The sequence below is a fragment of the Flavobacterium gossypii genome, from assembly GCF_014138495.1.
Classification (GTDB): Bacteria; Bacteroidota; Bacteroidia; order Flavobacteriales; family Flavobacteriaceae; genus Flavobacterium; species Flavobacterium endophyticum.
Genome location: NZ_JACJIS010000002.1, coordinates 249,863 through 276,451 on the forward strand (window position 1 = coordinate 249,863; position 26,589 = coordinate 276,451).

Consider the following 26,589-nt stretch of genomic DNA (forward strand, 5'->3'; position numbering starts at 1 on the left):
GATTGAAACTCTGCTTGATTAGGGCATTTTAGTTTTTCTAAGCTTTACATTTTACTACAAGGTCTTGTGCGGTTACGTCATAATTATAATAAACAGCACTAATGTTTGGCTTTAGGTATTTTTTTAATTGGTTGTGAACTGTTCCTGTAATGGCTTTTCCGTTTACGATGATACTATCGTGCGAAAGTTTATAGGATAGGTTGTCTGTGCTCGCGATGGCTTTTTCTTTGGCCAAGACTTGGATAATCTGTCTGCTCAGATTGTCTGTATCGTTTGGAATGACGATGTTGCCTGTCCTTTTATCTTTGGCTTCTCTATTATAGTTTCTGTAAAGGCTGTCTTGGTTGTATTTTATTTTCTGCAAGTTGTATTTTTCCTGTGTAGCACGCTTGATTTCAAACATTTTAGCTCTTTCCAATTGAAGATTGGCTCTTTGGTTTACCAGCCACATTTCTTTCTTACTGTTCGACATTTCGTCTTTTTTAGACTGAATGGCTGCTATACGTTTTTCGCTTGCTTTTATTTTGCGCTCGGCACGTTCGTCCTTAGCTTGAATCCTACTATTTATTGCATCTTGTCTGCTTATCACATAATTCTGTGCTACGGCAGCAGGTTCTGGTTTTGCTGCAGGAGCAGCGGGTGTGCTTGGCATAACACACACACCAGATGCTTTTGCTTGCTCAAAAGTCATCGGCCTTATGGGCTGAAAAGTAGCTCCTGTAGTTGTTCTGTATTTATCCGCTTCTACTCTTGCTTTTTCGGCTTCTTTTCGGGCTTTTTCAGATTCTTTCCTTGCTTTCTCAGATTCTTTCCTTGCTATTTCGCTTTCTTTTCTAGCTTTTTCATGTTCTTTTCTTGCTACTTCGTGTTCTCTCCTGGCCTTTTCATTTTCTTTTCGGGCCAGCTCGTGTTCTTTTCGGGCTTTTTCAGCATCAAGTTGTGCTTGTATTGCTTCTGCGTGGTATTGCTTGACTTCTTCTTCAGAAATTGCTCCTTCTTTTAAAGCTTGAGCTTCATCTGCAATAGCTATTGCTTCTATTCTAGTGGCCTCGGCTTCTACTTTTGCAATGGTTGCTTCTTTTTGTGCTGCCTGTGCTTCCATTTTTATTTGTTGGATTTCTTCTTCCGTCAGCAGGTTATCTTTCGTCAGGTTTTTCAAATAGGCTATCTCCGTATTGTTTTCCTTTTCGGCTGTTTTTACCGCTGTAGCCTTTGTATTTGAACAGGCAAAAGAGAAGGTTATAATGACGATAATGCAGACGGAAAGAAACGTTTTTTCTATCGTGTTTAACGACTTGTTATTGTCTTGAACGATACGTTTGGCTCTTTCTAAAAGCTGGTTTTTATTTTTTCCGAAGCCAAGTGCCAATTGGTTTTGTTTCATATTGTATTCCTGAAAAGAAACCAAGGCATGAATGAAATTGGATTTGCTTTTGGTGATTCCGACAGCGATATCATCGCAGCAGTTTTCTCTTTCTTCTTTTATCAACGAGGATATCCATAGAAGTCCAGGGTTGAAAAAGAACAAGATCTCAGCAAAGCTCTGTAGCAGGTTAATAAAATAGTCTTTGCGGCGGATGTGTGCCAATTCGTGCAACAATATCGCCTCAATCTGGTCTTGCGGCAGATTGGAAAGCAGTCCTACAGGGATGAGAATAATCGGCTTGAAGAAACCGGTAACAGAGGGAACCTTAACGAGTTGGGATTCTAAAAGAACGATGTGTTTCTTGATATTCAGCTTTTCGCTTAATTCTGCTACTCTTCTGTTCCAATAGTCTGGAGCATCTTGAGTTCTGTAGTTTCTTATTCTGTAGATATTGCTCAGGCTTCTGAAAATACCAAAGCATTTTACAGCAAAAATCAAAAACCAAACGACCACGATTGTAGCGGCATATTCATTAAGATAACCGACTACTGCCTGAAAATAATTTGGTGTGTTTGCCACAGCCAAGGTTTCTGCATCTAAGGCTCCGGCAGTAATTATAGCACCGCCAGAAACGGCTGTTTCTTGCTGATATTCGTAACTAAACGTAAATCCAACGCTAATCATAAAGGCAAGGAATAGTCCTGATAGCCAGTTATAGCGTAAGGTTGCTTTGGATTTTTTCGTAAATACTATCACCAATCCGGCAAAAACTGCCAGAACCAATCCTTGCCACACAGAATGTACCAGTGTCCAAGAAATCGCTTTCAATAAATTTTCATTTGGCATTATCATAGTCGAAAATTTTAAGTTGCTACTCGTTTTCTAATTTGTCTAATAAGTTTCGAATTTCTTCGATTTCTTCTTTTGAAGTTTTTTTGTTTCCTAACAGCTGCATCATCAGGCTGCTGCTGGAACCATTGTACATCGCGTCTACAAATTTTTCGAGAAGAAAGCCTTTTGTTTTTTTCTCTTCTATTGCCGGACTGTAGACGTGTTTCATCTGGGTCTTATCGCTAACAAGCATTCCTTTTTCAGTCATGATCTGCATCAATTTCAGGGTTGAGGTGTATTGTACAGATCGTTTCTGCTCGTTGAGCTGGTCGTTTACAAATCGTACTGTTGCTGGCCCTGATTGCCATAATACTTGCAAGATTTCTAATTCTGATTTTGTGGGTTCTGACTGCATATCCTTTTCTATTTAATTTTTATTGCTTCTTTTCGTACCGACAGCTGTGGCTGTGTGACGATGTATTTGGCGATCTTATTGTTGTCTGCGACAAATTCGTAGAAAACTTCGGGCTGGTAGCTGTCTGCCAAGAACTTGTTTTCGGCAATCGGAATAAGCTCTATTTTAGATTCGGGATTCAGCCTTACATAGAGCTTGCCTTGGTCTAAAAACAATTCTCTTTCGTCTCCTTTTTCGTTTTTATAGGTGCCGGCCACTTTTTCTACTTTCTTACGGTCTGCTTTGTAAAGAGTTCCGAACAGGATGTTTTTGACTTGCTTCTGCGGAATTTTTGTTTTTCTTGACGATACATTCTGCAACAAAATTATCGTATAGTCGCGATCGAGATAGCGGGCAATGTACGTTACATATCCAGACCAGCCTCCGCTGTGTGATGCGACCTTTCCGTAAATTTCGCTGGATGATATACCCCATCCGAAACCATAATTGGTAGGTAGCTTGTCTTGGGTAATGTAGGAACTGAATATCAATTCTTTGTCTTTTTCATTGACCAGCTTGTTTGTATATAAAGCTCTGTCCCATAACAACAAGTCAGATGCTGTAGAATTGACCATACCATCGCCTACAATTCCGTCAAGATAAACGGTATAATACTTTTTGCCCATATCATCTGGAAAAATGAATTGCTTAAGGCTGTCGGAATAAATGTGTCCGTGGGTGATATTCTGTATTTTCTCCGGCTTATACCATCTTCTGTAGACTCTCGTGTCTTTCATCTTTAATGGCTTGAAGATATTTTCTTGCAGGTAGTCGCCAAAACTTTGCTTAGATGCTCTTTCAATAATCGTAGCCAGTAACGCATAACCGGTATTGCTGTACTCGTGTTTTTCGTCTGGCTTGAATAAGACTGCTGGTTTCAGCTTGACAAATAAATCGATAATAGTCTGGTTGGTAGCGAAATCGTCGTTATTTTCTTCTTGGCTCATCAGTTCCATATAATCAGGAAGCCCTCCTGTATGTATTAGCAGGTTTTTTATCGTAATATCATTATACATCGATAATTCTGGCAGGTATTTGCTGATTGGGTCGTCATAAGAAAGCTTTCCTTGTTTTTGTAAAAGAACGATTCCCATGGCAGTAAATTGTTTCGTGACAGAAGCTAATTCAAAAACGGAATTGCTTTTTAGCTTTTCTTTGGTCTTGAAATCGGCATATCCCACTGATCTTTCATAGATGACTTTGCCTTTTTCTGCAATCAAGACATTCCCGTTAAAAGAGCTATCTTTTTCAACCGCCATGAAAAGGCTGTCCAATTTTTCGGTTTTTGTCTGCGCGATGGCCGCTTGGACTAAAAATAAAGCGGAAAGTGTAACTAATTTTATCATTTGTTTTTTGATTGATTGATTTGATTGATGGTTCCCTTTAGAACATAAATTATTCTTGAACAAACCAAAGGTAGGAAATTTTTCGTACGAACAAATTATTAGGTAAGTTTTTTTTGAAAAAAATTTCAGGCAATAAAAAACCCATACGATTTGTATGGGTTTTTAAAAGACTATTCTACATGATTTAGTATACGAAAATCGGTCTTTCGCTCATCATTTCGTTTACTTCGTCAGCTATCTGTTCTAAAAGCTCTTCGTTGGTATGGTCTTGGATTACTCGGTCAATCAAGTCAACGATTGTTTCCATATCCGCTTCAACCAAACCACGAGTCGTGATCGCAGCAGTTCCTACACGGATACCTGAAGTAACGAATGGCGACTTGTCGTCAAACGGTACCATATTTTTATTTACGGTAATTTCGGCTTTTACTAAAGCATTTTCAGCTTCTTTGCCTGAAATGTTTTTGTTTCTCAAATCAATCAGCATCATGTGATTGTCAGTTCCGCCAGAAATAATATTGTAGCCTCTTTTTACGAAAGCTTCTGCCATAGCATTGGCATTCTTCTGCAATTGTCTTGCATAGGTAAAGAATTCGTCAGACAAAGCTTCTCCAAAAGCAACCGCTTTAGCCGCAATGATGTGCTCTAACGGACCGCCTTGGTTTCCAGGAAAAACAGCACCATCAATTAAAGACGACATCATTCTGATTTCTCCTTTTGGCGTCTTGATTCCGAATGGATTTTCAAAGTCCTTCCCGATCAATATCATCCCACCGCGAGGCCCTCTTAATGTCTTGTGTGTCGTAGTCGTTACGATATGGCAATGTGGAATCGGATCATTCATCAAACCTTTAGCAATAAGCCCAGCCGGATGCGAAATATCAGCCATCAAGATAGCGCCAACGCTGTCAGCAATTTCTCTGAAACGAGCAAAATCCATATCACGTGAATAAGCAGAAGCTCCTGCGATAATCAATTTTGGCTGTTCTTTTGTAGCAATTTCTTGGATTTTGTCGTAGTTCAAACGGCCTGTCTCCTGCTCTACTCCGTAAAATACAGGATTGTATAATCTTCCAGAAAAGTTTACTGGCGATCCGTGTGTCAAATGTCCTCCATGAGACAAATCAAAACCAAGAATTTTATCGCCAGGCTTTAGGCAAGCATGGTAAACAGCTGTGTTCGCTTGAGAACCAGAGTGCGGCTGTACGTTTGCATATTCAGCACCGAACAATGCTTTTGCTCTGTCGATTGCTATCTGCTCGATTACGTCAACTACTTCGCAGCCTCCATAATATCTTTTGCCAGGATAGCCTTCGGCATATTTATTTGTCAGGATAGATCCTGCCGCTTCAAGTACTTGGTCGCTTACAAAGTTCTCTGAAGCAATCAGTTCCAAACCGTGAATTTGTCTGTCTTGTTCTTCTAATATTAAGTCAAAAATTTGTTCGTCGCGTTGCATTTGATAATTTTTTGTTAATTTGAGGACAAAAATACGAAAAGCGTTTGTTAAAATGCCATATAACGATATATTTGATACTTGATTTATAAACAAATAAACTAACAACAATAATGCCTATAACAGCTAACGACCCAACCAGAAAATCTTGGCTAGAAGTCCCAACAGACAGCGATTTTCCGATACAGAATATACCTTTTGGAGTTTTTCTAACCAAAGATGATGTTGTCACAATCGGAACTAGGATTGGCGATTTCGCCATTGATTTGGGTGCCTTGCAGCAATTAAACTATTTTGAAGGAATTGACCTGACGGACGATATGTTCATGCAGGACACTTTAAATGATTTTATATCCGACGGAAAAAAGACATGGCGATTGGTACGAAACCGAATTGCTGATATTTTTGATGCAACTAATGCCGAGTTAAGAGACAATGAAAAACACAGGGAAACCGTGATTTTTAAAATTGAAGAGGTCGAAATGCAGCTTCCTGTCTTGATCGGAGATTATACCGATTTTTATTCGAGTAGAGAACATGCTACCAATGTTGGGAAAATGTTCCGTGATCCAGAAAATGCCTTATTGCCGAACTGGCTTCATATTCCAGTAGGTTACCATGGCAGAAGCTCGACGATTGTTCCTTCGGGAATTCCAGTGCACCGACCAATGGGACAGACCCTGCCTAACGGCGAAACGACTCCTGTTTTTGGTCCATCGAGATTAGTTGATTTTGAATTGGAAACTGCTTTTATCACGACGGATGCTAATATCATGGGCGAAAATATTCCAGTACATGAGGCTGAGGATTATATTTTCGGAATGGTGCTTTTAAACGATTGGAGCGCTAGAGATATCCAAAAGTGGGAATATGTGCCGCTAGGACCTTTCTTAGCAAAAAACTTTGCTTCATCAATCTCACCTTGGATTGTGACTATGGATGCTCTAGAGCCTTTCAGAACCAAAGGCCCTCAACAAGAGCCAATGCCGTTGCCTTATCTACAAGAGAAAGGCAAAAAAACATTCGATATCAATCTAGAAGTTTCTTTACAGCCTGAAAACGCTGAGCCTACGGTTATTTCCAAGTCGAATTTTAAATATATGTATTGGAGCATGAGCCAGCAATTGGCACATCATACTTCAAACGGCTGCCGCGTGAATTCTGGCGACATGATGGGTTCTGGAACTATTTCGGGGCCTACTCCTGACAGTTTCGGTTCGATGCTGGAACTTACTTGGGGCGGAAAAAATCCTATTACCTTGAGCGACGGCACAGAACGCAAATTCATCAATGACGGCGATACCGTAATCATGAAAGGCTTTTGTACAAAAGAAAACGTAAGGATCGGTTTTGGTGAGGTTTCAAGTAAGCTTCTGCCTCCATTCTTTAGAAAATAATAGCAACTACATACTTCTTAAAAGCTCCGGTAATTCGGGGCTTTTTTGTTTTGGACATAAAAGCTAAAACAGCTTCAAAAAAAGATATATATTTGCTTAAAATTTTACCTTTTATGAAGAAAATTACTACCCTGTTTTTGATTCTAGTTGTAGCTTCTTGCGGCGTCAAGCAGACCACAAACATGCTCACCAGCGGCGATTATGATGGAGCAATCGATAATGCTATTGGCAGCCTTCGCTCTAACAAGGACAAAAAAGGAAAACAGGATTATGTTTACTTATTAGAAGAAGCTTTTGCCAAAGCAAAAGAACGCGACCTGCGTGATATCCAATTCTTGGCAAAAGATGCCAATCCGCGAAATCTGGAACGCATTTATACGACTTACGTGCAATTAAACAACCGCCAGGAAAAAATACGTCCGCTGTTGCCTTTGCGACTCATAAAGGAAAACAGAAATGCTATTTTTCCTTTTGATGATTATTCGGACCAGATTGTTAGCAGCAAGAATGCGCTTTCGAAATATCTTTATGACAATGCAAAAGCGTTGTTGTTGACAAAAGACAAGATGACTGTCCGCCGTGCCTATGATGATTTGGCTTATCTTGACCAGATCAATCCTAATTTTAAAGATGTGCGAAAGCTGATGGACGATGCCTTGTCTAAAGGTACCGATTATGTGAACGTTTATATGAAAAATGAAACCAACATGGTCATTCCTACACGCTTGCAAAATGATCTTTTGGACTTTAGCACCAATGGCATGAACGACAAATGGACCGTATACCACAGCAGCAAGCAAAAGGGAATCGATTATGATTTTGGAGTCGTGGTAAACTTCCGCCAGATCACTATTTCTCCAGAACAAATAAAAGAAAAACAATTTATCAAAGAGAAGCAGATAAAAGACGGCGTTAAAAACCTGACAGATTCTCGCGGAAATGTCGTGAAAGACAGTCTTGGAAATCCGATCAAAGTTGATAAATTCAAAACCATCAAGATTGATATTTATGAATTTACGCAATTCAAAGCGGCTCAGGTTACTGCCAAAGTTGATTATGTAGATTATAAAACAAGCCAATTGTTGCAGACTTTCCCGCTATCCAGCGAATTTGTTTTTGAGAATATTTACTCGAATTATAGAGGCGATAGAAGAGCTGCTGATGAATCCTATTATACCTATTTTAATCAAAAAGCAGTGCCTTTCCCTTCAAACGAACAGATGATTTACGATACGGGTGAAGACTTGAAAGTAAAATTAAAGGATATTATTTCTAGAAACAGAATCAGGAGATAATCCTTAAAAAACAGCCGTAAAAATAAAACTTTCGCTTCGATAACGAATTACATTACAATAAATTAACATAATTAGTATTTATTTATAAGATTTTATAGGTTAATTTTATGACAACCTAAATTTATCAATTATGAATAAAACTACTATGCTATGCTCATTCCTCATGAGCTTATCGATTTATGCACAAAAAATCGATAGTTTCGAACGTATCGAAGTGGATGGCTTTTACACCAATCCCCTATTTTCTCCCACAGGAGAATTTGTCTTGCTTACTGGAGAGCATTTAAAAGGTGTCTATCTCCTGGACCTAAAAACAAATAGTGTCAAGCCTATTTCTGACAAGCCTGGCAGCGGTTATTCGTATGTTTGGGACAAATCGGGGAATTCTTTTTATTACAAGGAAAAATCCGAAAAAGAATATTTTTCCAATGCCAAGGTAATTAACTACAACATCCGCGACCAGTATTCTAAAAAGGTTGAAAACATCGACCATAATTACCTGCCTTCCTATAAAGGAGCACCTTCTAAAAAAGGCGACCAGCAAGTAGTTATCTATACCAATCTGGCCAGCTTAAAGATTGAAGCTAAAGATTTGGCTACATCGAAACAATGGACCGTGACCAAAGACGAAGGGCAATTTTACAACGCCCTGCTTTCTAACGATGGTAAAAAAGTGGCCGTTCATAATGGAGCTGACATTTATATTTATGACTTGGATGGAAATTCCAAAGGCCGAAAAATAGGTACTGGAATAGCAACAGCATGGTCTGACGACGACAGTTATCTTATCGGATTTTTAGACGAAAGCGAAAACGGACATACTGTAAGCAATTCTGAATTGTATCTTTTTGATGTCAAAAATGCAAAGACCAAAAAGATTACCAATACAGAAGTGATTTCTGAAATGTTTCCAACAATCCACAAGGACAAAGTCATTTTTTCAGATGACAAGACCGGAAGACTCTTTATCGCAACTCTAAAAATGAATTAAGATGAAAAAAATAACTTTTATACTCAGTTTATTGCTATTGTCTTTAGGAGTAAACGCACAGATAATTGTCCTTGATCCTGGGCATGGTTATGGAACTAGCACAAGTGACAATCCAGATGGTAGAACAGCTACCGAAATTGAAACCGCTTTGGCTGTCGGACAAAAAACAAAAGCTTTGATTGACAACAGCTGTACTTGGACAGCACATCTTACAAGAACGACCAATGTCAACGGCTGGATTTCTGTCAACCAAAGAGCCTTGATGTCGAACAACTGGAATGCCGACCGTCTTTTGAGCATCCATTGCAACGCGGGTGGCGGAACTGGAACCGAAACGTTTTATTGTACAGCCGACGATACTAGCACGGCTCCTGATATTGCTTTTGCCCAAAAAATTCAAGCCGATATGGTGACGCACGGTTCATGGACTAACAGACGTTGTGTAGAAGACAATAGCTTTTTAGCGTACCATTTGGGCGTATTGCGTTATTCTTCTGCAACGGCTTGCTTGAATGAAATCGGTTTTGTCGATTTTACTTCTGATGCTACAAAACTAAACAGCAATACGTGGAGAGACAGCTTTGCTTTGGCCTATTTCAATGCATTGAAATCGAACCTAAACCTTACTTGCAGCGCTGTTGCTGCTCCTGGAACTTTTTCTCTGACTCTTACTCCGGAATGTAGCGGCACAGCAACTCAAAACCGATTAAATTGGACCGCCTCCAGCAATGCTACTAGCTATGATATTTATAGAAACGGCGCGCTGTATGCCAGCAATATTTCTGGAACACAATACATCAATACGCTTGTAACCGGAGGAACTACATACACGTACTATGTTATTGCAAAAAACAGTTCTGGAACAAGAACCAATTCTAACGGAACGCTTTCTGCTGCAACCCTAGTGTGCAACGCAACACCTGGAAGCTTTACCATTACTGCAACTGCGACTTGCAGCGGGACACAAAGCGCGATTAATGTAACATGGACAACATCCAGCAATGCAACTTCGTATGATATTTACAGAAACGGAAATCTTTATGCTCCAGATGTAACTGGAAATTCCTTCTTAAATACCTACCTGATTGTAGCTGGAACAAGCTATTCGTATTATGTAAAAGCCAAAAACGCTAACGGCTCGGTCAACAATTCTAACGGAACGCTTTCAAGAACAGCCATCAGCTGTACCTCTGGCAGAGAAGGAAATTCTATCGGAAAATCTGAATTAGATGTGAAAATCTACCCAAATCCAAATGATGGGCATTTTGTTATTGCAGTCGACAAAGCCTCTATAGGCGAGATCAGCTATTCGATATATGACATCACAGGAAAACAAGTAGAAACTAGAAGCTTGGACAGCGATAGACAATCTGAAACAGCAATCGATATTTCTAAATTCCCATCCGGAACTTATATTATCAACGTAAAAGCTGATAACCAAGAATTTACAAAAAAGATTATCAAAAACTAGCAATCGCATTTTTTGCGTTAGCATTTATTATTGAGAATCTGAAGTCGGTAAAAACGGCTTCAGATTTTTTATGTGCTTTTATAAACAATTTGTTAAAAAACATCAAAGTCATAATTTTTTATTTTTTTTGCCTACATTTGCAGCGATGAATAATTACAAGTTACATACAACTTCACGGACAATCTCAACCCAAACTTCACGGGTTGTGCGGTCATAATTTGTACCGCCAAGCTACATTGAGTCCGAATTAGTTTATTCATTTTTCATTTTTCTTAGTTTTGAAACTTTCAACCTTATCCTTAGGATTTTACTATCCTGACTTTACCGTATTATTTTTAGATTTTTCAGCTTTGGCTTTTTTCCGGCCATAGGTCTGCTGTTATTTTCATGAAATAGGTCCGCCCTATTTTTTCCTTCCGCCACGATTTTTCTATCCTATTTTTTAATCCAATCATACATTTAAAAATGAATGTATCCATCTGTATTGCTCAAGAAGAGCATTATAAATTTGCGCAGGAAATATGCGACACTATGGAAGCTTCGGCACTTTTGAGAGGTACAGGAATCGCCAAAAGATCACCTAAATACATCCAAAAGAAAATGCAGAACAACGATGCCATTATCGCTTTAGAAAACGGAAAATTTGCCGGATTCTGCTACATCGAAAGCTGGGAACATGGCCAATTTGTTGCCAATTCTGGACTCATTGTTCATCCTGACTACCGTCATTTAGGACTTGCCAAACAAATCAAGAAAAAGGTTTTTGAGTATTCTCAAGAAAAATATCCTGGAGCCAAAATTTTTGGAATTACGACAGGACTGGCAGTCATGAAAATCAATTCTGATTTGGGCTATAAACCAGTGCCTTTTTCAGAACTAACGACAGATCCTACGTTTTGGGAGGGATGCAAAGGCTGTACCAACTATGACATCTTGGAAAGGAAAGAATTCAAGATGTGCCTATGCACGGGAATGCTTTATGACCCAAACAACAAAAAACCAGAAGAAATCAAATTCAACAAAAAAGTGCTGACCCGATTGAGACAAATCAAGCAGACATTTTTAAAAAAATAATACCATGAAAAAAGTAGTTTTAGCATATAGCGGCGGTCTAGACACTTCCTTCTGCCTGAAATATTTAAAGAATGAAAAGCAGTTAGAAGTCCATACTGTATTGATAAACACAGGCGGTTTTGATGTAGCAGAATTAGACGCTATCGAAAAAAGAGCTTATGAACTAGGAAGCACGCAGCATATCAATTTAGATATCATCGACCACTATTACGAAAAGGCAATCAAGTTTTTGGTATTTGGCAACGTATTGAAAAACAACACATATCCGCTTTCTGTAAGCGCTGAAAGAGTTTTTCAAGCGATTGAAGCCGTCAAATATGCCAAAAAAATTGGCGCTTCTGCAATTGCTCACGGAAGCACGGGCGCTGGCAACGACCAGATTCGTTTTGACTTGATTTTCCAGACAATTGCTCCAGAAATGGAAATCATTACGCCAATCAGAGATTTGAAATTGTCAAGACAAGAAGAAGTCGATTACCTGCAAAAAAACGGCGTAGACTATTCTTGGGAAAAGGCACAATATTCTATCAATAAAGGAATTTGGGGGACGAGCATTGGCGGTAAAGAAACGCTGACATCTAATTTACCGTTACCAGACAGCGCTTATCCATCTCAGCTTCAAAAAACAGAAATAGAAAAAGTAACCTTGCATTTTGAAAAAGGACAAATCGCGGGTATCAATAACGTGTTTGACAGACCTTCGGCAAATATCATAACTCTTGAAAAACTAGCAAGCGCTTTTGCTATTGGAAGAGATATTCATGTTGGCGATACCATCATAGGTATTAAAGGAAGAGTTGGTTTTGAAGCTGCAGCTCCATTGATTATCTTAAAAGCACACCATCTTTTAGAAAAACATACGCTTGGAAAATGGCAGCAATATTGGAAGGAACAGCTCGGAAATTGGTACGGAATGCTTTTTCATGAAGGCCAATTTTTAGATCCTGTGATGAGAAACATCGAGGCTTTTCTAGAAGATACTCAAAAAAATGTAACCGGAATTGTAACCGTAAGCTTAAAGCCTTATCATTTTTCTTTGGACGGAATCGAATCTGACCACGATCTGATGAATACCAAATTTGGACAATATGGCGAAATGAACAATGCTTGGACTGCCGATGACGCAAAAGGTTTTATCAAAGTCCTTGGAAATGCGCAGTCGATTTATTCACAAGTAAATACCGTTGATTATGATTAAGGCAGGAATTATTGGAGGCGCCGGCTACACGTCTGGCGAATTGCTGAGAGTTTTGGCAAACCATCCTAATGTAGAAATCGATTTTGTTTTTAGTACTTCTCAAGCAGGAAAACCTTTGACAATTGCACATCCTGACTTGATTGGAGAAGTCGATTTACTGTTCACAGATAAAATAAATCCCGAAGTAAATATCGTATTTCTTTGTTTGGGACATGGCAAATCAAAAGCATTTTTGGAAAATAACCAGTTTGCATCACATACAAGAATTATCGACCTGAGCAATGATTTCCGTTTAAGCAATGATGCTGGTTTTCAATCGGAGTCCTTTATTTATGGCTTGCCGGAATTAAACAAAGACAAAATCACCACAGCAAAATATATTGCAAATCCAGGCTGTTTTGCTACGGCAATTCAATTGGCGCTTTTGCCTTTGGCTTCAGCAAATGTATTGCAAGAGGATGTTCATATCAATGCCGTGACTGGAAGTACAGGTGCTGGAGTGCAGCCGACAGAAACATCGCACCATAGCTGGAGAAATTCCAATATTTCGCACTACAAAGCCTTTGAACATCAGCATTTAGCGGAAATTAAGCAAAGTTTGAACGAATTGCAAGGTCATTTTAAAAACGAACTATTGTTCATTCCAAATCGAGGCGAATTTACCAGAGGAATTTTTGCGACGCTTTATACAAAAACGGACAAAAGCATCGAAGAAATAACCGATTTATATCAGAATTTCTATAAAAATCATCCTTTTACGTTGGTTACGAATCAAAGCATCAGCATGAAAATGGCGGTTCAAACCAACAAATGCATCATCGGATTGGAGAAAAAGGGCGGTTATCTTTTGATTACTTCCGTTATCGACAATCTTTTGAAAGGTGCTTCGGGGCAAGCCGTCCAAAATATGAACTTGATGTTTGGGCTTGATGAAACTACCGGGCTCCAACTAAAACCAAGCGGATTTTAAACAAAAAAATTAAAAAGAAAAATGAGCTTATTTAACGTATATCCAATATATAACATCACTCCCGTCAAAGCTTTGGGAGCTAAAGTCTGGGATAACAAGAATCAGGAATATCTTGATTTTTATGGTGGTCATGGCGTAATTTCTGTCGGACATTCCCATCTAAAATATGTAGAAGCTATAAAGTCACAGATTGAAAAAATTGGGTTTTATTCCAATTCCATCCAAAATCCGTTGCAAGAAGCTTTGGCAAAAAAATTAACTGCAATTTCAGGCTATCCAGATTACAGCTTGTTTTTATGCAATTCAGGTGCTGAGGCTAACGAAAATGCCTTAAAACTGGCTTCTTTCCATAATAAAAAGTCAACAGTAATTGCTTTTCAAAAAAGCTTTCATGGAAGAACTTCAGCTTCTGTTGCTGTGACTGACAATCCTTCGATCATAGCGCCGATTAACGCGAATCATTCTGTAATCTTTTTGCCTTTGAATGATATCAAACTCGTCAAAAAAGCCATTTCAGAACATGAAATCACGGCCGTAATCATCGAAGGAATTCAAGGCGTTGGCGGTTTAGAAGAAGGAACGACAGCGTTTTTTAAAGAACTAGAAAAAGTCTGCAATGACAATAACGTCATCTTGATTTTAGACGAAATACAAAGCGGATACGGACGTTCCGGAAAGTTTTTTGCCCATCAGTATCACGACATCAAACCTGATATTATTACGATGGCAAAAGGCATGGGCAATGGTTTTCCAATCGGCGGATTGCTAATCAGCGACAAATTTCAGGCTTCTTACGGACTTCTCGGAACTACTTTCGGCGGTAATCATCTGGCCTGCGCTGCGGCTTTATCTGTTTTGGAGATTATTGAAGAAGAAGAAATTTTACAAAACGTAAAAAAACAATCGGACTATTTTATCAAAGCTATTTCTGGTCTATCCCAAATCAAAAAAATAAAAGGAAAAGGCTTAATGTTGGGATTAGAATTTGATTTCGACGTAACAGAACTGCGCAAAAAACTAATCCACGACCAGTTTATTTTTACGGGAAACGCTTCCCAAAAAAACCTTCTAAGAATCCTTCCGCCGCTTACTATTTCTGAAAAGGAAATCGACCAATTTGCGGTTGGATTGAAAAATGCATTACAATCTTTAAATTAAAAAACATGAAAAAGTTCACTACTGTAGATGATATTAATGATTTGGACGAACTGATTTTAACAGCCAAAAAAATCAAGTCAGATCCTTTTGGAAATCCCGAATTGGGTAAAAATAAAGTGTTAGGGCTGCTATTTTTTAATCCAAGCCTAAGAACTCGATTGAGCACTCAAAAAGCATCTCTAAATTTAGGAATGGATTGCATTGTCATGAATCTCAATACCGAAGGCTGGTCGCTTGAATTTGAAGACGGCACTATCATGAACGGCAACAAAGCAGAACATATCAAAGAAGCAGCACAAGTAATCTCGCAGTACTGTGACATTGTTGGCGTGAGAAGCTTCCCTACTTTGACCGATAAAGAAAAAGACGAAGCAGAACAGGTGATCAACTCGTTTGTAAAGTATTCATCGATTCCCGTTATCAGTCTGGAAGGCGCGACCGAACATCCGCTTCAGGCTGTTGCCGATGCGTTGACTATCCAAGAATATAAGACTAAAAGAAAGCCAAAAGTTGTATTGACATGGGCACCGCATCCAAAAGCGTTGCCACATGCGGTTCCAAATTCTTTTGCCAAAATTATGAAGCTTTCCGAATATGATTTAGTCATCGCACATCCGAAAGGTTATGAATTGAATCCAGAAATCACAGAAGGAACTACGATTACGGAGAATCAAGATGAAGCTTTCAAAAATGCTGATTTTATCTATGCTAAAAATTGGAGCTCTTATAACGATTATGGAAAAATCCTTTCCAACGATACTAATTGGACAGTTACAAAAGAGAAAATGGCGCTGACAAACAATGCAAAATTTATGCATTGCCTTCCCGTGAGAAGAAATATGATTGTTTCGGATGATGTTTTAGATAGCGAAGATTCTATCGTAATACCGCAAGCCAACAACAGGACTTTCGCCGTACAAGCCATATTGACAAAAATTCTGGAAAATGGAAAATAAGCCTAAAATCAGTATCGTAAAAATTGGCGGTAATGTGATTGACAACGAGCAATTGTTGAACACATTTCTTCAAGATTTTTCTGAATTGGAGGGAAATAAAATCCTAGTGCATGGCGGCGGTAAAAAAGCCAGCGAAATTGCCGAAAAACTAGGATTACAACCTTCTTTTGTCGAAGGAAGAAGAATTACCGACAAATCAATGCTCGAAGTTGCTGTAATGACCTATTCGGGTTTAATAAACAAGCAGATTGTGGCCAAATTGCAGCAATTAAAAACCAACAGCATGGGGTTTTCAGGAGCCGATGGTAATCTGATTTTATCTGAAAAAAGAAAAAATACAGCAATAGACTTTGGGTTTGTAGGCGATGTGATCAGCATAAACAACAACTTGCTTTCTGCTTTGCTTTCACAAAAGATCATACCTGTTTTTTCAGCTATTACGCATGACTGCAACGGACAGTTGCTGAATACCAATGCCGATACGATTGCCGCAGAAATTGCTATTTCCTTATCTAAAGAGTATGATATTGAGTTGATATATAGTTTTGAGAAAAAAGGTGTACTTCTCAATTCAGAAGATGAAAATTCTATAATTGAAATACTTGATTTTGAAAAATTCCAACTCTTGAAAGAAGAAAAAGTTATTCATTCCGGAATGCTTCCGAAGCTTGAAAATTGTTTCAATTCGCTTGCAAATGGTGTTCAGAGTATTATCATCGGAAATCAAAATGTCTTGAAAAGCAAAGTAGCGACTAAAATAAAATTATAATTATGAGTCTTAAAACCATAACACAACTAACCAACGAAGCAATTGATTTATTAAAGAAATTGATTGAAATGCCGTCTTTTTCTTCTGAAGAAGCACAGACTGCATTACTGCTGGAACATTGGTTTAGCAATAACAAGATCCCTTTTCAGAGAGAAAATAATAACATCTGGGCAAGCAATCTTCATTTTGACGCGTCAAAACCTAGCCTATTACTGAATTCTCATCACGATACGGTGAAACCAAACGAAGGCTATACTTTGAATCCGTTTAAGGCTGTCGAAGAAGATGGAAAATTGTATGGACTTGGAAGCAACGATGCAGGCGGCTGTTTGGTGTCTTTACTAGCTACATTCACATATTTTTATGCTGATGAAAATCTTCCTCACAATCTCATCTTTGCCGGAACTGCAGAAGAAGAAAGCAGCGGGCCAAATGGATTGAACAGTCTTTTGAAAAACCTTCCTGAAATTGAATGCGCCATTGTGGGCGAGCCTACAGAAATGCATTTGGCCATTGCTGAAAAAGGTCTCTTGGTTCTAGATATTGTCGTTCCTGGAACTGCGAGCCATGCTGCGCATCAAAATTTAGACAACCCGATTTATAATGCGTTGCCTATTATCGAATGGTTCAAAACGTATGAATTTGAAAAAAAATCAGAAATTTTAGGTCCAGTAAAAATGACGGTTACGCAAATAAACGCGGGAAAGCAGCACAATGTCGTTCCGTCTGAATGCAGTTTGGTAGTTGATATTCGTGTGAACGATTGCTATTCCAATGCCGAAATTTTGGAAATCGTACAGCAACACATTCTTGCTAAAATAACACCGCGATCCATGCACTTGAATGCTTCTTCGATTGACAAAAATCATGCTCTGGTCCAAGCAGGAATCCGTTTAGGACGAAATACGTATGGCTCTCCTACTCTTTCTGATCAATCGGTATTAAGTTGCCAATCGATGAAATTAGGACCTGGCAATTCGCTTCGTTCGCATACCGCAAATGAATTTATTTATCTGGATGAAATTAGAGAAGGCATCGATTTGTACATCAAAATTTTAACTGATTTTTTTAACTCTAAACAGTAAACCATGAAACTTTGGGAAAAAGGAATACCGACAGACCAGAAAATCGATATTTTCACAGTCGGAAATGACAGAGAATTGGACTTGGTTCTCGCAAAATATGATGTTTTGGGCTCAATCGCTCACGCTAAAATGCTACATAAAATAAACATCCTCACAGAAAAAGAAGCCACTGATTTGGTACTGACTTTAGAAAATATCTTAGCTCAAATCCAACTAGGAAACTTTACGATTGAAGATATTTTCGAAGATGTACATTCAAAAATCGAATACCTTTTGACTGAAAAGCTAGGCGACACTGGAAAGAAAATCCATACCGCACGTTCCAGAAACGATCAGGTTTTAGTTGATATTCATCTTTATCTGAAAGATGAAATTTCCGAAATCAAAAAATTGGCAAAAGCACTTTTTGACCTGCTAATTTCATTAAGCAAAAAATACGAAAATATCATACTTCCCGGATACACACACATGCAAATCGCCATGCCTTCTTCCTTTGGAATGTGGCTTTCTGCTTATGCCGAAATAGTAATCGACGATATAATATTGCTGAATGCAGCACAAAAAATCGTGGATCAAAATCCGTTGGGTTCAGCCGCAGGCTATGGAAGTTCTTTTCCTATTGACAGAAGTTTTACGACTCAAGAATTAGAATTTGCTACATTAAAATACAATTCAGTTGCCGCACAGATGAGTCGTGGAAAATCAGAAAAAACAGTAGCATTTGCCATGGCTGGTTTGGCTTCAACCTTATCTAAATTAGCCATGGATATTTGTTTGTATATGAGCCAAAATTTCAATTTTATCAGCCTTCCAAGCCATTTGACGACAGGTTCCAGTATCATGCCGCATAAGAAGAATCCTGATGTTTTTGAATTGATCAGAGCAAAATGCAATAAAATTCAAGCATTGCCATATGAAATTACGCTATTGACAAACAACTTGCCAAGCGGTTATCACAGGGATTTTCAATTGTTGAAAGAAGGACTTTTTCCGGCGATACAAAGCTTGAAATCATGCTTGGAAATTGCTTGTTTTTCGATCAAAGACATCCAAGTCAATGAAACTATTTTGAACGATAAAAAATACGATTACCTTTTTACGGTTGACAGCCTGAACGAATTAGTAAAGCAAGGAATTCCGTTTAGAGATGGCTATAAAATTATTGCAGAACAGATTGAAAACGGAAGCTACAAACCTTCAAAAGAAACTTTGCATACGCATGAAGGAAGCATCAACAATTTATGTTTGGACAAGATTGTCTCAAAAATGGCCGAATTGGCCTAAATTCAAGCCACAGAATAAACTTACTCTGTGGCTTTTTTATTTTAGATCTTGCTTTTCAAAGCCTCAGCATCAATTTCACTATGGGAAACATCATAAACAGAATGTCCGTTTTTAATCAACAACAGCTGCGGCGATTGATGGATTACGTGAAAACGTTGTGCAATTTCGTTTGAAACATCTCTATGACTTAATAAGTCTAGGAAATAAAGCGATGCACTATTTTCATCCGAGTATTCTCTTTCAAAGTTTTTTAATGCCATCCTGCTGATACTGCAGCGCGTGCTGTGCTTAAAAATCACAATCGGCTTTTCTTCCGATTCTTCCACGATCGAGTCCAACTGTTTTAATTCTGTTAAAGCATTCCAGTTTAAGCTATTTTGATTCGTATCTTTAGATTCCGATTCATCAGAATTACCAAAAAGGTTAGTAAAAAAACTCATATCGTCAGGTTTTAAGACTTTTTGTCTTATTTAGTTTGTAAAAAATTATCTTTTTAAGCCATTTTGTCAGATTTACCCTATTGGAATATAAATTGAAATGACTTTATCAAATTTAAAAATTTAATCTATGAACTTTAATAATTTTACCATAAAATCTCAAGAAGCTATCCAAAGAGCACAACAAATTGCTCAAAACTCTGTACATCAGCAGATTGAAAACGAGCATATCGTAAAAGCAATTTTTGAAGTTGATGAAAACGTAACGCCGTTTCTGCTTAAAAAGCTGAATGTAAATATTGGACTTCTACAGCAGATTTTGGACAGTACGTTGCAATCCTTTCCAAAAGTCTCAGGTGGCGACATCATGTTGTCCAGAGAAGCTTCGAATACTTTAAATGCCGCTACTACTATTGCAAAAAAGATGAATGATGAATTCGTTTCTATCGAACATCTTCTTCTTGCCGTCTTTAATTCAAAAAGTAAAATTGCCCAAATTTTAAAAGACCAAGGCGTTACTGAAAAAGGATTAAAAGCGGCTATTGACGAGCTCCGCAAAGGAGAAAGAGTGACTTCTGCGTCTGCTGAAGAAACCTACAACTCATTAAATAAATACGCCAAAAATCTAAACGAACTGGCCAGTAACGGAAAACTCGATCCTGTAATTGGAAGAGATGAAGAAATCCGCCGTGTTTTGCAGATATTAACGAGAAGAACAAAAAACAACCCAATGCTTGTCGGCGAACCTGGTGTTGGTAAAACTGCAATTGCAGAAGGTTTAGCACACCGAATTGTAGATGGTGATGTTCCAGAAAATCTAAAAGATAAAATCGTTTATTCCTTAGATATGGGAGCTTTGATTGCCGGAGCAAAATACAAAGGAGAATTTGAGGAAAGGCTAAAATCAGTCGTAAAAGAAGTCACATCTGCCGAAGGCGATATCGTCTTGTTTATAGATGAAATCCATACTTTGGTTGGAGCTGGCGGCGGTGAAGGCGCGATGGATGCCGCTAATATTTTGAAACCTGCTTTGGCTCGTGGAGAATTAAGAGCGATTGGAGCCACGACTTTAGATGAGTATCAAAAATATTTTGAGAAAGACAAAGCGTTAGAAAGACGTTTCCAAAAGGTCATGGTCGATGAACCGGATACTGAAAGTGCGATTTCTATCCTACGTGGTATCAAAGAAAAATACGAAACACATCATCAGGTACGCATCAAAGACGAGGCTATTATTGCTGCGGTAGAATTATCACAACGCTATATTACCAATCGTTTTTTGCCGGATAAAGCCATCGACTTGATGGATGAAGCGGCTTCGAAACTTCGTATGGAAATCAACTCGAAACCAGAAGAATTGGATGTCTTGGACAGAAAAATCATGCAGCTCGAAATCGAAATGGAAGCCATCAAACGTGAAAATGACGATAACAAACTGAAAAGTCTCGGTTTAGAATTGGCAAATTTAAAAGAAGAACGCAACGAGATTTTTGCCAAATGGAAAAGCGAGAAAGATATCGTAGACAACGTTCAAGCTACAAAAACAGAAATAGAAAACTTTAAGCTGGAAGCCGAAAAAGCAGAACGCGAAGGCGATTATGGAAAAGTAGCCGAATTACGCTACGGAAAAATAAAAGAAGCACAGGAAAGATTGGATGTTTTCCAAAAACAATTGCAGGAAAATGAAGGACATTCTTTAATAAAAGAAGAAGTCACTCGCGAAGATATTGCTGAGGTTGTAGCCAAATGGACTGGAATTCCAGTAATGAAAATGCTTCAAGGCGAAAGAGAAAAATTACTTCATCTAGAAGAAGAACTTCATAAAAGAGTCGTAGGTCAAGAAGAAGCGATTGAAGCCGTAAGCGATGCAGTTAGAAGAAGTCGTGCTGGGCTTCAAGATGTAAAAAAACCAATCGGTTCGTTTTTATTCTTAGGAACAACTGGTGTCGGAAAAACAGAATTAGCAAAAGCACTTGCTTCTTACCTATTCGATGATGAAAATGCCATGACTCGAATCGACATGAGCGAGTATCAAGAAAGGCATAGCGTGAGCCGTTTAGTCGGTGCGCCTCCAGGATATGTAGGTTATGATGAAGGCGGCCAATTAACAGAAGCCGTTCGAAGAAAACCCTATTCTGTAGTATTGCTTGATGAGATTGAAAAAGCGCATCCTGATACTTTCAATATTTTGCTTCAGGTCTTGGATGAAGGACGATTGACAGACAATAAAGGGCGCTTGGCAGATTTCAAAAACACGATTATCATCATGACTTCCAACATGGGAAGCTCAATTATCCAAGAGAAATTCGAGAATCTCAAAGGAAATGTGGAAAGCGCAATTGAAGCCGCAAAAGTAGAAGTCTTAGGCCTATTAAAACAAACGGTACGTCCTGAATTCATCAATAGGATTGACGATATCGTGATGTTTACGCCTTTGAACGAAAACAATATCAAAGAGATTGTAGGACTTCAGTTGAAATCGGTTACTAAAATACTGGCTCTACAGAATATCACGCTTGATGCGACTCCAGAAGCAATCGACTATCTTTCTAAAAAAGGATACGATCCGCAATTTGGCGCAAGGCCTGTAAAAAGAGTAGTCCAAAAAGAAGTCTTAAACGAACTTTCGAAAGAAATACTTTCAGGAAGAATCACAACAGACAGTATTATTCTTTTGGATAGCTTTGACGGAAAGCTAGTATTCAGAAACCAAACCGAATTGGTAAACGAATAATCTTAAAATAGTTTAAATGAAAAAGCCTAATCAATAATATTGATTAGGCTTTTTTGCTGAGAAGGACTTTCGTTATTAGCGAATGCTTCTCTGCGGATAATACTGCCTTATTGTTCTGGTACCGTAAAGTCTTTTTCTTCCAAAACTTCTTTTTCTTTTGAAATAACTTATAATACAGTATCCATTTACAATGAAAGAACAAACGAATAGCAATATAAAACCTCCTTTGAGCGATAGGCTGACCATATCAGTCGAGTCATCGGCAAATCTTCCAGGAAGTGCGTATCCTGAAATTAGAAGTCCAACTGTCGAGATGGCAAAGGTTATGCGTTTCATATTAAATGCGGTTAAATTAAGTTTGAGGCAATCCTAATTCGAATTAAACAGCAGCTCTTAAATACTCATATTCAAATTCTTCGTGGTGGTCATAGGCCACTTCTAGAATATCAATTTCGTTGTAGGCTACTTCACCGTCAGTGTCCTCTATAATAGAGATACCCAAAACCTCGAAAGGTCTTTCAATTTGCATATTATTACTAACGATATATTCCATCGCCAGTTCGTCAAAATTTTTAGGATGTAATACAAGCATTACACTATCAGTTAATTCATTTTCAATGATAAATTCTTTGATGCTTAATAAAGTGATTAGATTTTTCATAATGCTACATTTGGTTAGATTAGTAATTATTCTTGGTTGGTTTCTTACAAATTTGGCTTTTTAAATTTACAAATACCATTACTAAGTATTAAATTTTACGCAATAAATTATTAAAATAGTGTTAAAAACATCAAAAAAACCTTGCTTTTTATACTATAAAATTTATGTTTATACAATTACCATTTTTAACAATTCTGGCAAGGGAAGTTTTGGAAAAAAAAGTGATAAAATCAGGCTTTAAAATTCTTATAAAAAAGATCTTTTTAGTAAAAAATTATTTGAACCTTTGACTACAAGAAAAATGTTAAAATATTGCGATCCAATTTTCTGATAGTATTCTAGTTTTCAATTGGAAAGAAAAAGATTGCAAAAGAAATGATGTTAAATAGAAAACTTTAAAAGCAACCTTTTCGATTTTATTCATCTTTAAGAAAAACAATTTAAAAAATTTTATCTATGAAAAAGTTTGCATTAAAAACAATGGCTTTAGTTTTATTCGTTTCAACAGCTTTTACATCATGTAGCAGCGATGACGATTCAGGAAGCTCACAAACCACAGAAAAAGAATTTGTTACGGCCGTAACCGGACCTACAACAGGAACTGTTAATCAAGAAGTGACTTTAAATGTAACTTTCGCGGTTAACAATTCATGTGGCGAATTCAACAAATTTATTGTAGCTACAAGCGGCAACACTAAAACAATTGAGGTTGAAGCGAAATACACTGGAAATAACTGTGGAACTACTCCGTCAACTAAAACACAGCCGTACAAGTTTACTGTTAACCAAGCAGGAACTTACGTATTCAAGTTTAAGAAAAGCGCTACAGAATTTATTACTCAGACAGTGGTTATATCCTAATTCGCTTTATTAAAGCTTTATCAAACACCGGCTCTATGCTGGTGTTTTTTGTTTTATTTTTGTTTTAAATTATACAAAAATGAATATTACCCTTACAAACGATACACTAACTGCGACAATCAATACCAAAGGAGCTGAATTAATTTCGCTGAAAAAAGACAGCAAGGAATTTATTTGGGAAGGAAATCCTGAGTTTTGGGGAAAGCACTCTCCTATTCTCTTTCCAATTGTTGGGACTCTTAAGAACAATAGCTACAATTATAATGACAAGCAATACCATCTTTCCAGACATGGGTTTGCTAGAGATAATGAATTTCTTGTGAGCGAGGTTACTAAAAATAAGGCAGTATTTTCTTTATCATCTTCGAAAGAAACATTAGAAAACTATCCTTTCGATTTTGAACTGAGAGTAATTTATATCCTTGATAACGATTCGTTGATACTACAATATGAAGTTTTCAATAAAGGAATATCAAAAATGCCTTTTTCTATCGGGGGCCATCCAGCTTTTGCGCTTCCGAATAACTTTGAAAACTATTCTTTGCGATTTGAAAATGACGAATCAATCATAAGCTACTCATTAAAAGAAGATTTGCTCTCGGAGGAAACAACTACTTTTGAGCTGACTGAAAATCAGCTTCCGCTTGCCTATTCTTTATTTGCAAACGACGCTTTGATTATCAAGAAACTTGCTTCCGACAAAATCCAAATCCTTGAAAATAATGTTCCAAAAGTAGAAATACAGTTAGGAAAATTTCCAAATCTTGGGCTATGGACAAAGGACAAAGCTCCTTTTTTATGTATCGAGCCTTGGTATGGTTATTCCGACACTATTGCAAGCACGGGTGACTTATTCAAAAAAGAAGGAATTATCATCCTCAATGAAAAAGAGGCCTTTGAAACTTCTTTCGGAATCAAAATCTTTTAATGCTTTGCAGTCAAATTAAATTTAGTTAACAAAGTCGTACAAATCATTATCATCGTTACATTTGCAAAAAAATTCCGATTTACAGTAAAATGAAAAAATACCTGTCCCTCTTCTTCCTGCTAAGTGTTTCCCTTTCATACAGCCAGACTTACGTCAAATTTAATGGAGCTACAGCTTTAGCGCTAATCCCGAATATTGGTGTTGAAACAAGCATTGGCAAAAAAATGACCCTGCAGGTGGATGCTACTGCTTCTTTTTGGGAATCTGTAAACGGAGCCCCGTTCAAAGCCTTCATACTAACTCCCGAAGTGAGGTATCATTTTAATGAAAAAAATAACGGATTGTATGTTGGCGGTAATATTAGCGGAGGCGTATTCGAGTTACAAAAATATGGTTATAAGGATACCGATTTTTACCAAAAAGGTTTAAACTATATGTTGGGAGTCACTATTGGCTATCAATGGAAAGTGAGCGATAAATGGGCGCTGGATTTATTTGTAGGTGGCGGGCATCAAGAGGCATTTTATAAAGGTTATTTACTATCCACTGGAGAACGTTATGATACTTGGGTTCATGATTACAACAAAAGCGGCGAATGGATTTTATATCGAGGCGGCCTTATGATTGCGTATAAAATAAACTAATATACTATTTGAAAGATTATTCTGTTATATTTGATATACAATAGACAGATATATCATGACAGAATTTGAGAAACAGTTTCAGGAAATCAAAAGTTTCTTGGATTTTGAAGATTATTCACTTCTCACCAAAAGAATAATCGACCTAACGCTGGACACCGAAAATATTTCCTTTTATCAAAAGACCAATGATTTATTAGATTGGCTGGATCAGAATGAAAATAATATTGAGGCAAAGAAACAGCGTTTTAGCTTACTACTTGACGAGCTTCACCGATATTTAAGTAGCAAGCCAATACCTGAAAAACAAATTCTTGTTTCTGCAAAAAACATCAAAAAGTCATATAATACTGCAAGTTTTTCCCTTGGTCCTATTAATTTGGATTTAAGCCAAGGAGGAATTCTCGGCTTGGTTGGTGAAAATGGCAACGGAAAAACAACTCTTTTGCGTCTCCTTTGCGGTGAATTATTCGCTACAGATGGGGAATTAAACTACACGTTTCACTTCAAAGATCTATTCGAGCTAAGAACCCAGCTAGTCTATATCCCGCAAAGAACTGCTACTTGGTACGGTTCGATGTTTGAAAACCTTCAATTTACGGCATCAAGCTATGGCTATAAACCTGAAGAAAACAAGCTTGTTGTAGAATTAATTATTGCCAGGCTAAATCTAAGGAAATACAGAAATCATCGCTGGAAAGACCTATCCTCTGGATATAAAATGCGTTTTGAATTGGCAAGAATGCTTTTGAGGAAACCAAAAATATTGCTGATTGATGAGCCCTTGGCCAACCTTGACATACTTGCCCAGCAAACCGTTTTAGAGGATTTTAGGGCTATTGCAAAATCGCCATTCCGTCCAATTGGAATTGTACTGAGCTCTCAGCAGCTGTATGAAGTAGAAAAAACTTCCGACCAGGTGATTTTCTTAAAAAATGGGGAACAGAAAAACCTTCACGCTAAATCTTCGGCTGAAAATGAAGAAAAAACTGAAGAACACCTTATCATTGAGTTCGAAAGCGAATGGTCACAGAACCAATTGAACGAGGCATTTTCTGGAAAATTAATTTCTCTTAAATTTAATGGAGGTACTTTTATAGCAACATTTTCTTCTGAAATGAGCTCTTATGACTTCTTAAGAATAATTACAGAAAAACAGATTCCGCTCCAGTATTTCAGAAATATTTCAAAATCAACACGAAGATTTTTCGTTTCCTAAACTCATC

24 protein-coding genes are annotated in these 26,589 nt (G+C 37.7%); 17 read left to right on the forward strand and 7 right to left on the reverse strand.

What is annotated here, in order from left to right; genetic code table 11:
* Positions 1-37: 37 nt before the first annotated feature.
* The 4 genes from GGR22_RS11070 to glyA all read right to left on the reverse strand — a co-directional run bounded on the left by GGR22_RS11070 (position 38) and on the right by glyA (position 5,456).
* On the reverse strand, positions 38-2,218 hold the full coding sequence (locus GGR22_RS11070) for a M56 family metallopeptidase (protein WP_182493715.1): 2,181 nt from the start codon (positions 2,216-2,218) through the stop codon (positions 38-40).
* Between the two features lie 19 nt (positions 2,219-2,237).
* Positions 2,238-2,612 (reverse strand): BlaI/MecI/CopY family transcriptional regulator, encoded by a 375-nt coding sequence (locus GGR22_RS11075; protein ID WP_121376502.1) that lies wholly within the window; start codon positions 2,610-2,612, stop codon positions 2,238-2,240.
* Positions 2,613-2,620: 8 nt separating this feature from the next.
* Positions 2,621-3,997: a serine hydrolase domain-containing protein gene (locus GGR22_RS11080; protein WP_182493716.1), complete on the reverse strand. Its 1,377-nt coding sequence runs from the start codon at positions 3,995-3,997 to the stop codon at positions 2,621-2,623.
* A 184-nt stretch (positions 3,998-4,181) separates the two neighbouring features.
* A complete protein-coding gene (glyA, locus tag GGR22_RS11085; RefSeq protein WP_121376504.1) occupies positions 4,182-5,456 on the reverse strand; it encodes a serine hydroxymethyltransferase in 1,275 nt (424 codons plus the stop codon).
* Between the two features lie 110 nt (positions 5,457-5,566).
* On the opposite strand from glyA, the gene fahA reads away from it, so the two are divergent.
* From fahA to argH, 12 genes are all read left to right on the forward strand, one after another.
* On the forward strand, positions 5,567-6,850 hold the full coding sequence (gene fahA / locus GGR22_RS11090; RefSeq protein ID WP_121376505.1) for a fumarylacetoacetase: 1,284 nt from the start codon (positions 5,567-5,569) through the stop codon (positions 6,848-6,850).
* A 113-nt stretch (positions 6,851-6,963) separates the two neighbouring features.
* The gene (locus GGR22_RS11095) at positions 6,964-8,145 is read left to right on the forward strand and encodes a hypothetical protein (protein WP_182493717.1); all 1,182 of its coding nucleotides are present in this window, start codon (positions 6,964-6,966) and stop codon (positions 8,143-8,145) included.
* A 130-nt stretch (positions 8,146-8,275) separates the two neighbouring features.
* The gene (locus tag GGR22_RS11100; RefSeq protein ID WP_182493718.1) at positions 8,276-9,136 is read left to right on the forward strand and encodes a TolB family protein; all 861 of its coding nucleotides are present in this window, start codon (positions 8,276-8,278) and stop codon (positions 9,134-9,136) included.
* A gap of 1 nt (position 9,137) precedes the next feature.
* Positions 9,138-10,607 (forward strand): N-acetylmuramoyl-L-alanine amidase, encoded by a 1,470-nt coding sequence (locus tag GGR22_RS11105; RefSeq protein ID WP_182493719.1) that lies wholly within the window; start codon positions 9,138-9,140, stop codon positions 10,605-10,607.
* Positions 10,608-11,072: 465 nt separating this feature from the next.
* Positions 11,073-11,681: a GNAT family N-acetyltransferase gene (locus tag GGR22_RS11110; RefSeq protein ID WP_182493720.1), complete on the forward strand. Its 609-nt coding sequence runs from the start codon at positions 11,073-11,075 to the stop codon at positions 11,679-11,681.
* A gap of 4 nt (positions 11,682-11,685) precedes the next feature.
* Positions 11,686-12,879 carry an argininosuccinate synthase gene (locus GGR22_RS11115; protein WP_182493721.1) on the forward strand — a complete coding sequence of 398 codons (1,194 nt, stop codon included), beginning with the start codon at positions 11,686-11,688 and terminating at the stop codon, positions 12,877-12,879.
* Positions 12,872-13,849: an N-acetyl-gamma-glutamyl-phosphate reductase gene (gene argC / locus GGR22_RS11120; protein ID WP_182493722.1), complete on the forward strand. Its 978-nt coding sequence runs from the start codon at positions 12,872-12,874 to the stop codon at positions 13,847-13,849. The genes GGR22_RS11115 and argC overlap by 8 nt, the downstream gene beginning before the upstream one ends.
* A gap of 21 nt (positions 13,850-13,870) precedes the next feature.
* Complete coding sequence (locus GGR22_RS11125; RefSeq protein WP_182493723.1) at positions 13,871-15,007, forward strand: aspartate aminotransferase family protein; 1,137 nt, start codon at positions 13,871-13,873, stop codon at positions 15,005-15,007.
* A 5-nt stretch (positions 15,008-15,012) separates the two neighbouring features.
* Positions 15,013-15,963 carry an N-acetylornithine carbamoyltransferase gene (locus GGR22_RS11130; RefSeq protein ID WP_182493724.1) on the forward strand — a complete coding sequence of 317 codons (951 nt, stop codon included), beginning with the start codon at positions 15,013-15,015 and terminating at the stop codon, positions 15,961-15,963.
* Positions 15,953-16,732, forward strand: a complete 780-nt coding sequence (gene argB, locus GGR22_RS11135) for an acetylglutamate kinase (protein ID WP_182493725.1) — start codon at positions 15,953-15,955, stop codon at positions 16,730-16,732. Before GGR22_RS11130 ends, argB begins: the two co-directional genes overlap by 11 nt.
* A gap of 2 nt (positions 16,733-16,734) precedes the next feature.
* On the forward strand, positions 16,735-17,817 hold the full coding sequence (locus GGR22_RS11140; protein WP_182493726.1) for a M20 family metallo-hydrolase: 1,083 nt from the start codon (positions 16,735-16,737) through the stop codon (positions 17,815-17,817).
* A 3-nt stretch (positions 17,818-17,820) separates the two neighbouring features.
* Positions 17,821-19,101 (forward strand): argininosuccinate lyase, encoded by a 1,281-nt coding sequence (argH, locus tag GGR22_RS11145; RefSeq protein WP_182493727.1) that lies wholly within the window; start codon positions 17,821-17,823, stop codon positions 19,099-19,101.
* A 41-nt stretch (positions 19,102-19,142) separates the two neighbouring features.
* On the opposite strand, the gene ytxJ is transcribed toward argH, so the two are convergent.
* The gene (gene ytxJ / locus GGR22_RS11150) at positions 19,143-19,541 is read right to left on the reverse strand and encodes a bacillithiol system redox-active protein YtxJ (RefSeq protein ID WP_182493728.1); all 399 of its coding nucleotides are present in this window, start codon (positions 19,539-19,541) and stop codon (positions 19,143-19,145) included.
* Positions 19,542-19,668: 127 nt separating this feature from the next.
* On the opposite strand from ytxJ, the gene clpB reads away from it, so the two are divergent.
* Positions 19,669-22,272: an ATP-dependent chaperone ClpB gene (gene clpB / locus GGR22_RS11155; protein ID WP_182493729.1), complete on the forward strand. Its 2,604-nt coding sequence runs from the start codon at positions 19,669-19,671 to the stop codon at positions 22,270-22,272.
* Between the two features lie 75 nt (positions 22,273-22,347).
* Here the strand turns inward: clpB and GGR22_RS11160 are convergent, their stop codons facing one another.
* Positions 22,348-22,608 (reverse strand): hypothetical protein, encoded by a 261-nt coding sequence (locus tag GGR22_RS11160; protein ID WP_182493730.1) that lies wholly within the window; start codon positions 22,606-22,608, stop codon positions 22,348-22,350.
* Between the two features lie 43 nt (positions 22,609-22,651).
* Positions 22,652-22,933 (reverse strand): hypothetical protein, encoded by a 282-nt coding sequence (locus GGR22_RS11165; RefSeq protein ID WP_121376520.1) that lies wholly within the window; start codon positions 22,931-22,933, stop codon positions 22,652-22,654.
* A 456-nt stretch (positions 22,934-23,389) separates the two neighbouring features.
* Between GGR22_RS11165 and GGR22_RS11170 the strand changes: the two genes are divergently transcribed.
* The 4 genes from GGR22_RS11170 (at position 23,390) to GGR22_RS11185 (ending at position 26,582) form a co-directional block, all read left to right on the forward strand.
* Complete coding sequence (locus tag GGR22_RS11170) at positions 23,390-23,794, forward strand: hypothetical protein (protein WP_182493731.1); 405 nt, start codon at positions 23,390-23,392, stop codon at positions 23,792-23,794.
* A gap of 79 nt (positions 23,795-23,873) precedes the next feature.
* The gene (locus GGR22_RS11175; protein ID WP_182493732.1) at positions 23,874-24,722 is read left to right on the forward strand and encodes an aldose 1-epimerase family protein; all 849 of its coding nucleotides are present in this window, start codon (positions 23,874-23,876) and stop codon (positions 24,720-24,722) included.
* 89 nt (positions 24,723-24,811) lie between these two features.
* Positions 24,812-25,366, forward strand: a complete 555-nt coding sequence (locus GGR22_RS11180) for a DUF3575 domain-containing protein (RefSeq protein ID WP_182493733.1) — start codon at positions 24,812-24,814, stop codon at positions 25,364-25,366.
* 55 nt (positions 25,367-25,421) lie between these two features.
* Positions 25,422-26,582, forward strand: coding sequence for an ABC transporter ATP-binding protein (locus GGR22_RS11185; RefSeq protein ID WP_182493734.1), 1,161 nt, complete (start codon positions 25,422-25,424; stop codon positions 26,580-26,582).
* The last annotated feature ends 7 nt before the right edge of the window (positions 26,583-26,589 follow it).

Bases quoted from the DNA above. Each gene is read 5' to 3' on its own strand.
- GGR22_RS11105 (WP_182493719.1), top strand. From the start codon at position 9,138: ATGAAAAAAATAACTTTTATACTCAGTTTATTGCTATTGTCTTTAGGA.
- argB (WP_182493725.1), top strand. From the start codon at position 15,953: ATGGAAAATAAGCCTAAAATCAGTATCGTAAAAATTGGCGGTAATGTG.
- GGR22_RS11100 (WP_182493718.1), top strand. From the start codon at position 8,276: ATGAATAAAACTACTATGCTATGCTCATTCCTCATGAGCTTATCGATT.
- GGR22_RS11185 (WP_182493734.1), top strand. From the start codon at position 25,422: ATGACAGAATTTGAGAAACAGTTTCAGGAAATCAAAAGTTTCTTGGAT.
- glyA (WP_121376504.1), bottom strand. From the start codon at position 5,456: ATGCAACGCGACGAACAAATTTTTGACTTAATATTAGAAGAACAAGAC.
- argC (WP_182493722.1), top strand. From the start codon at position 12,872: ATGATTAAGGCAGGAATTATTGGAGGCGCCGGCTACACGTCTGGCGAA.
- GGR22_RS11175 (WP_182493732.1), top strand. From the start codon at position 23,874: ATGAATATTACCCTTACAAACGATACACTAACTGCGACAATCAATACC.
- GGR22_RS11140 (WP_182493726.1), top strand. From the start codon at position 16,735: ATGAGTCTTAAAACCATAACACAACTAACCAACGAAGCAATTGATTTA.
- GGR22_RS11170 (WP_182493731.1), top strand. From the start codon at position 23,390: ATGAAAAAGTTTGCATTAAAAACAATGGCTTTAGTTTTATTCGTTTCA.
- GGR22_RS11080 (WP_182493716.1), bottom strand. From the start codon at position 3,997: ATGATAAAATTAGTTACACTTTCCGCTTTATTTTTAGTCCAAGCGGCC.
- clpB (WP_182493729.1), top strand. From the start codon at position 19,669: ATGAACTTTAATAATTTTACCATAAAATCTCAAGAAGCTATCCAAAGA.
- GGR22_RS11180 (WP_182493733.1), top strand. From the start codon at position 24,812: ATGAAAAAATACCTGTCCCTCTTCTTCCTGCTAAGTGTTTCCCTTTCA.
- GGR22_RS11165 (WP_121376520.1), bottom strand. From the start codon at position 22,933: ATGAAAAATCTAATCACTTTATTAAGCATCAAAGAATTTATCATTGAA.
- GGR22_RS11110 (WP_182493720.1), top strand. From the start codon at position 11,073: ATGAATGTATCCATCTGTATTGCTCAAGAAGAGCATTATAAATTTGCG.
- GGR22_RS11115 (WP_182493721.1), top strand. From the start codon at position 11,686: ATGAAAAAAGTAGTTTTAGCATATAGCGGCGGTCTAGACACTTCCTTC.
- GGR22_RS11160 (WP_182493730.1), bottom strand. From the start codon at position 22,608: ATGAAACGCATAACCTTTGCCATCTCGACAGTTGGACTTCTAATTTCA.
- GGR22_RS11075 (WP_121376502.1), bottom strand. From the start codon at position 2,612: ATGCAGTCAGAACCCACAAAATCAGAATTAGAAATCTTGCAAGTATTA.
- GGR22_RS11070 (WP_182493715.1), bottom strand. From the start codon at position 2,218: ATGATAATGCCAAATGAAAATTTATTGAAAGCGATTTCTTGGACACTG.
- argH (WP_182493727.1), top strand. From the start codon at position 17,821: ATGAAACTTTGGGAAAAAGGAATACCGACAGACCAGAAAATCGATATT.
- fahA (WP_121376505.1), top strand. From the start codon at position 5,567: ATGCCTATAACAGCTAACGACCCAACCAGAAAATCTTGGCTAGAAGTC.
- GGR22_RS11125 (WP_182493723.1), top strand. From the start codon at position 13,871: ATGAGCTTATTTAACGTATATCCAATATATAACATCACTCCCGTCAAA.
- GGR22_RS11095 (WP_182493717.1), top strand. From the start codon at position 6,964: ATGAAGAAAATTACTACCCTGTTTTTGATTCTAGTTGTAGCTTCTTGC.
- GGR22_RS11130 (WP_182493724.1), top strand. From the start codon at position 15,013: ATGAAAAAGTTCACTACTGTAGATGATATTAATGATTTGGACGAACTG.
- ytxJ (WP_182493728.1), bottom strand. From the start codon at position 19,541: ATGAGTTTTTTTACTAACCTTTTTGGTAATTCTGATGAATCGGAATCT.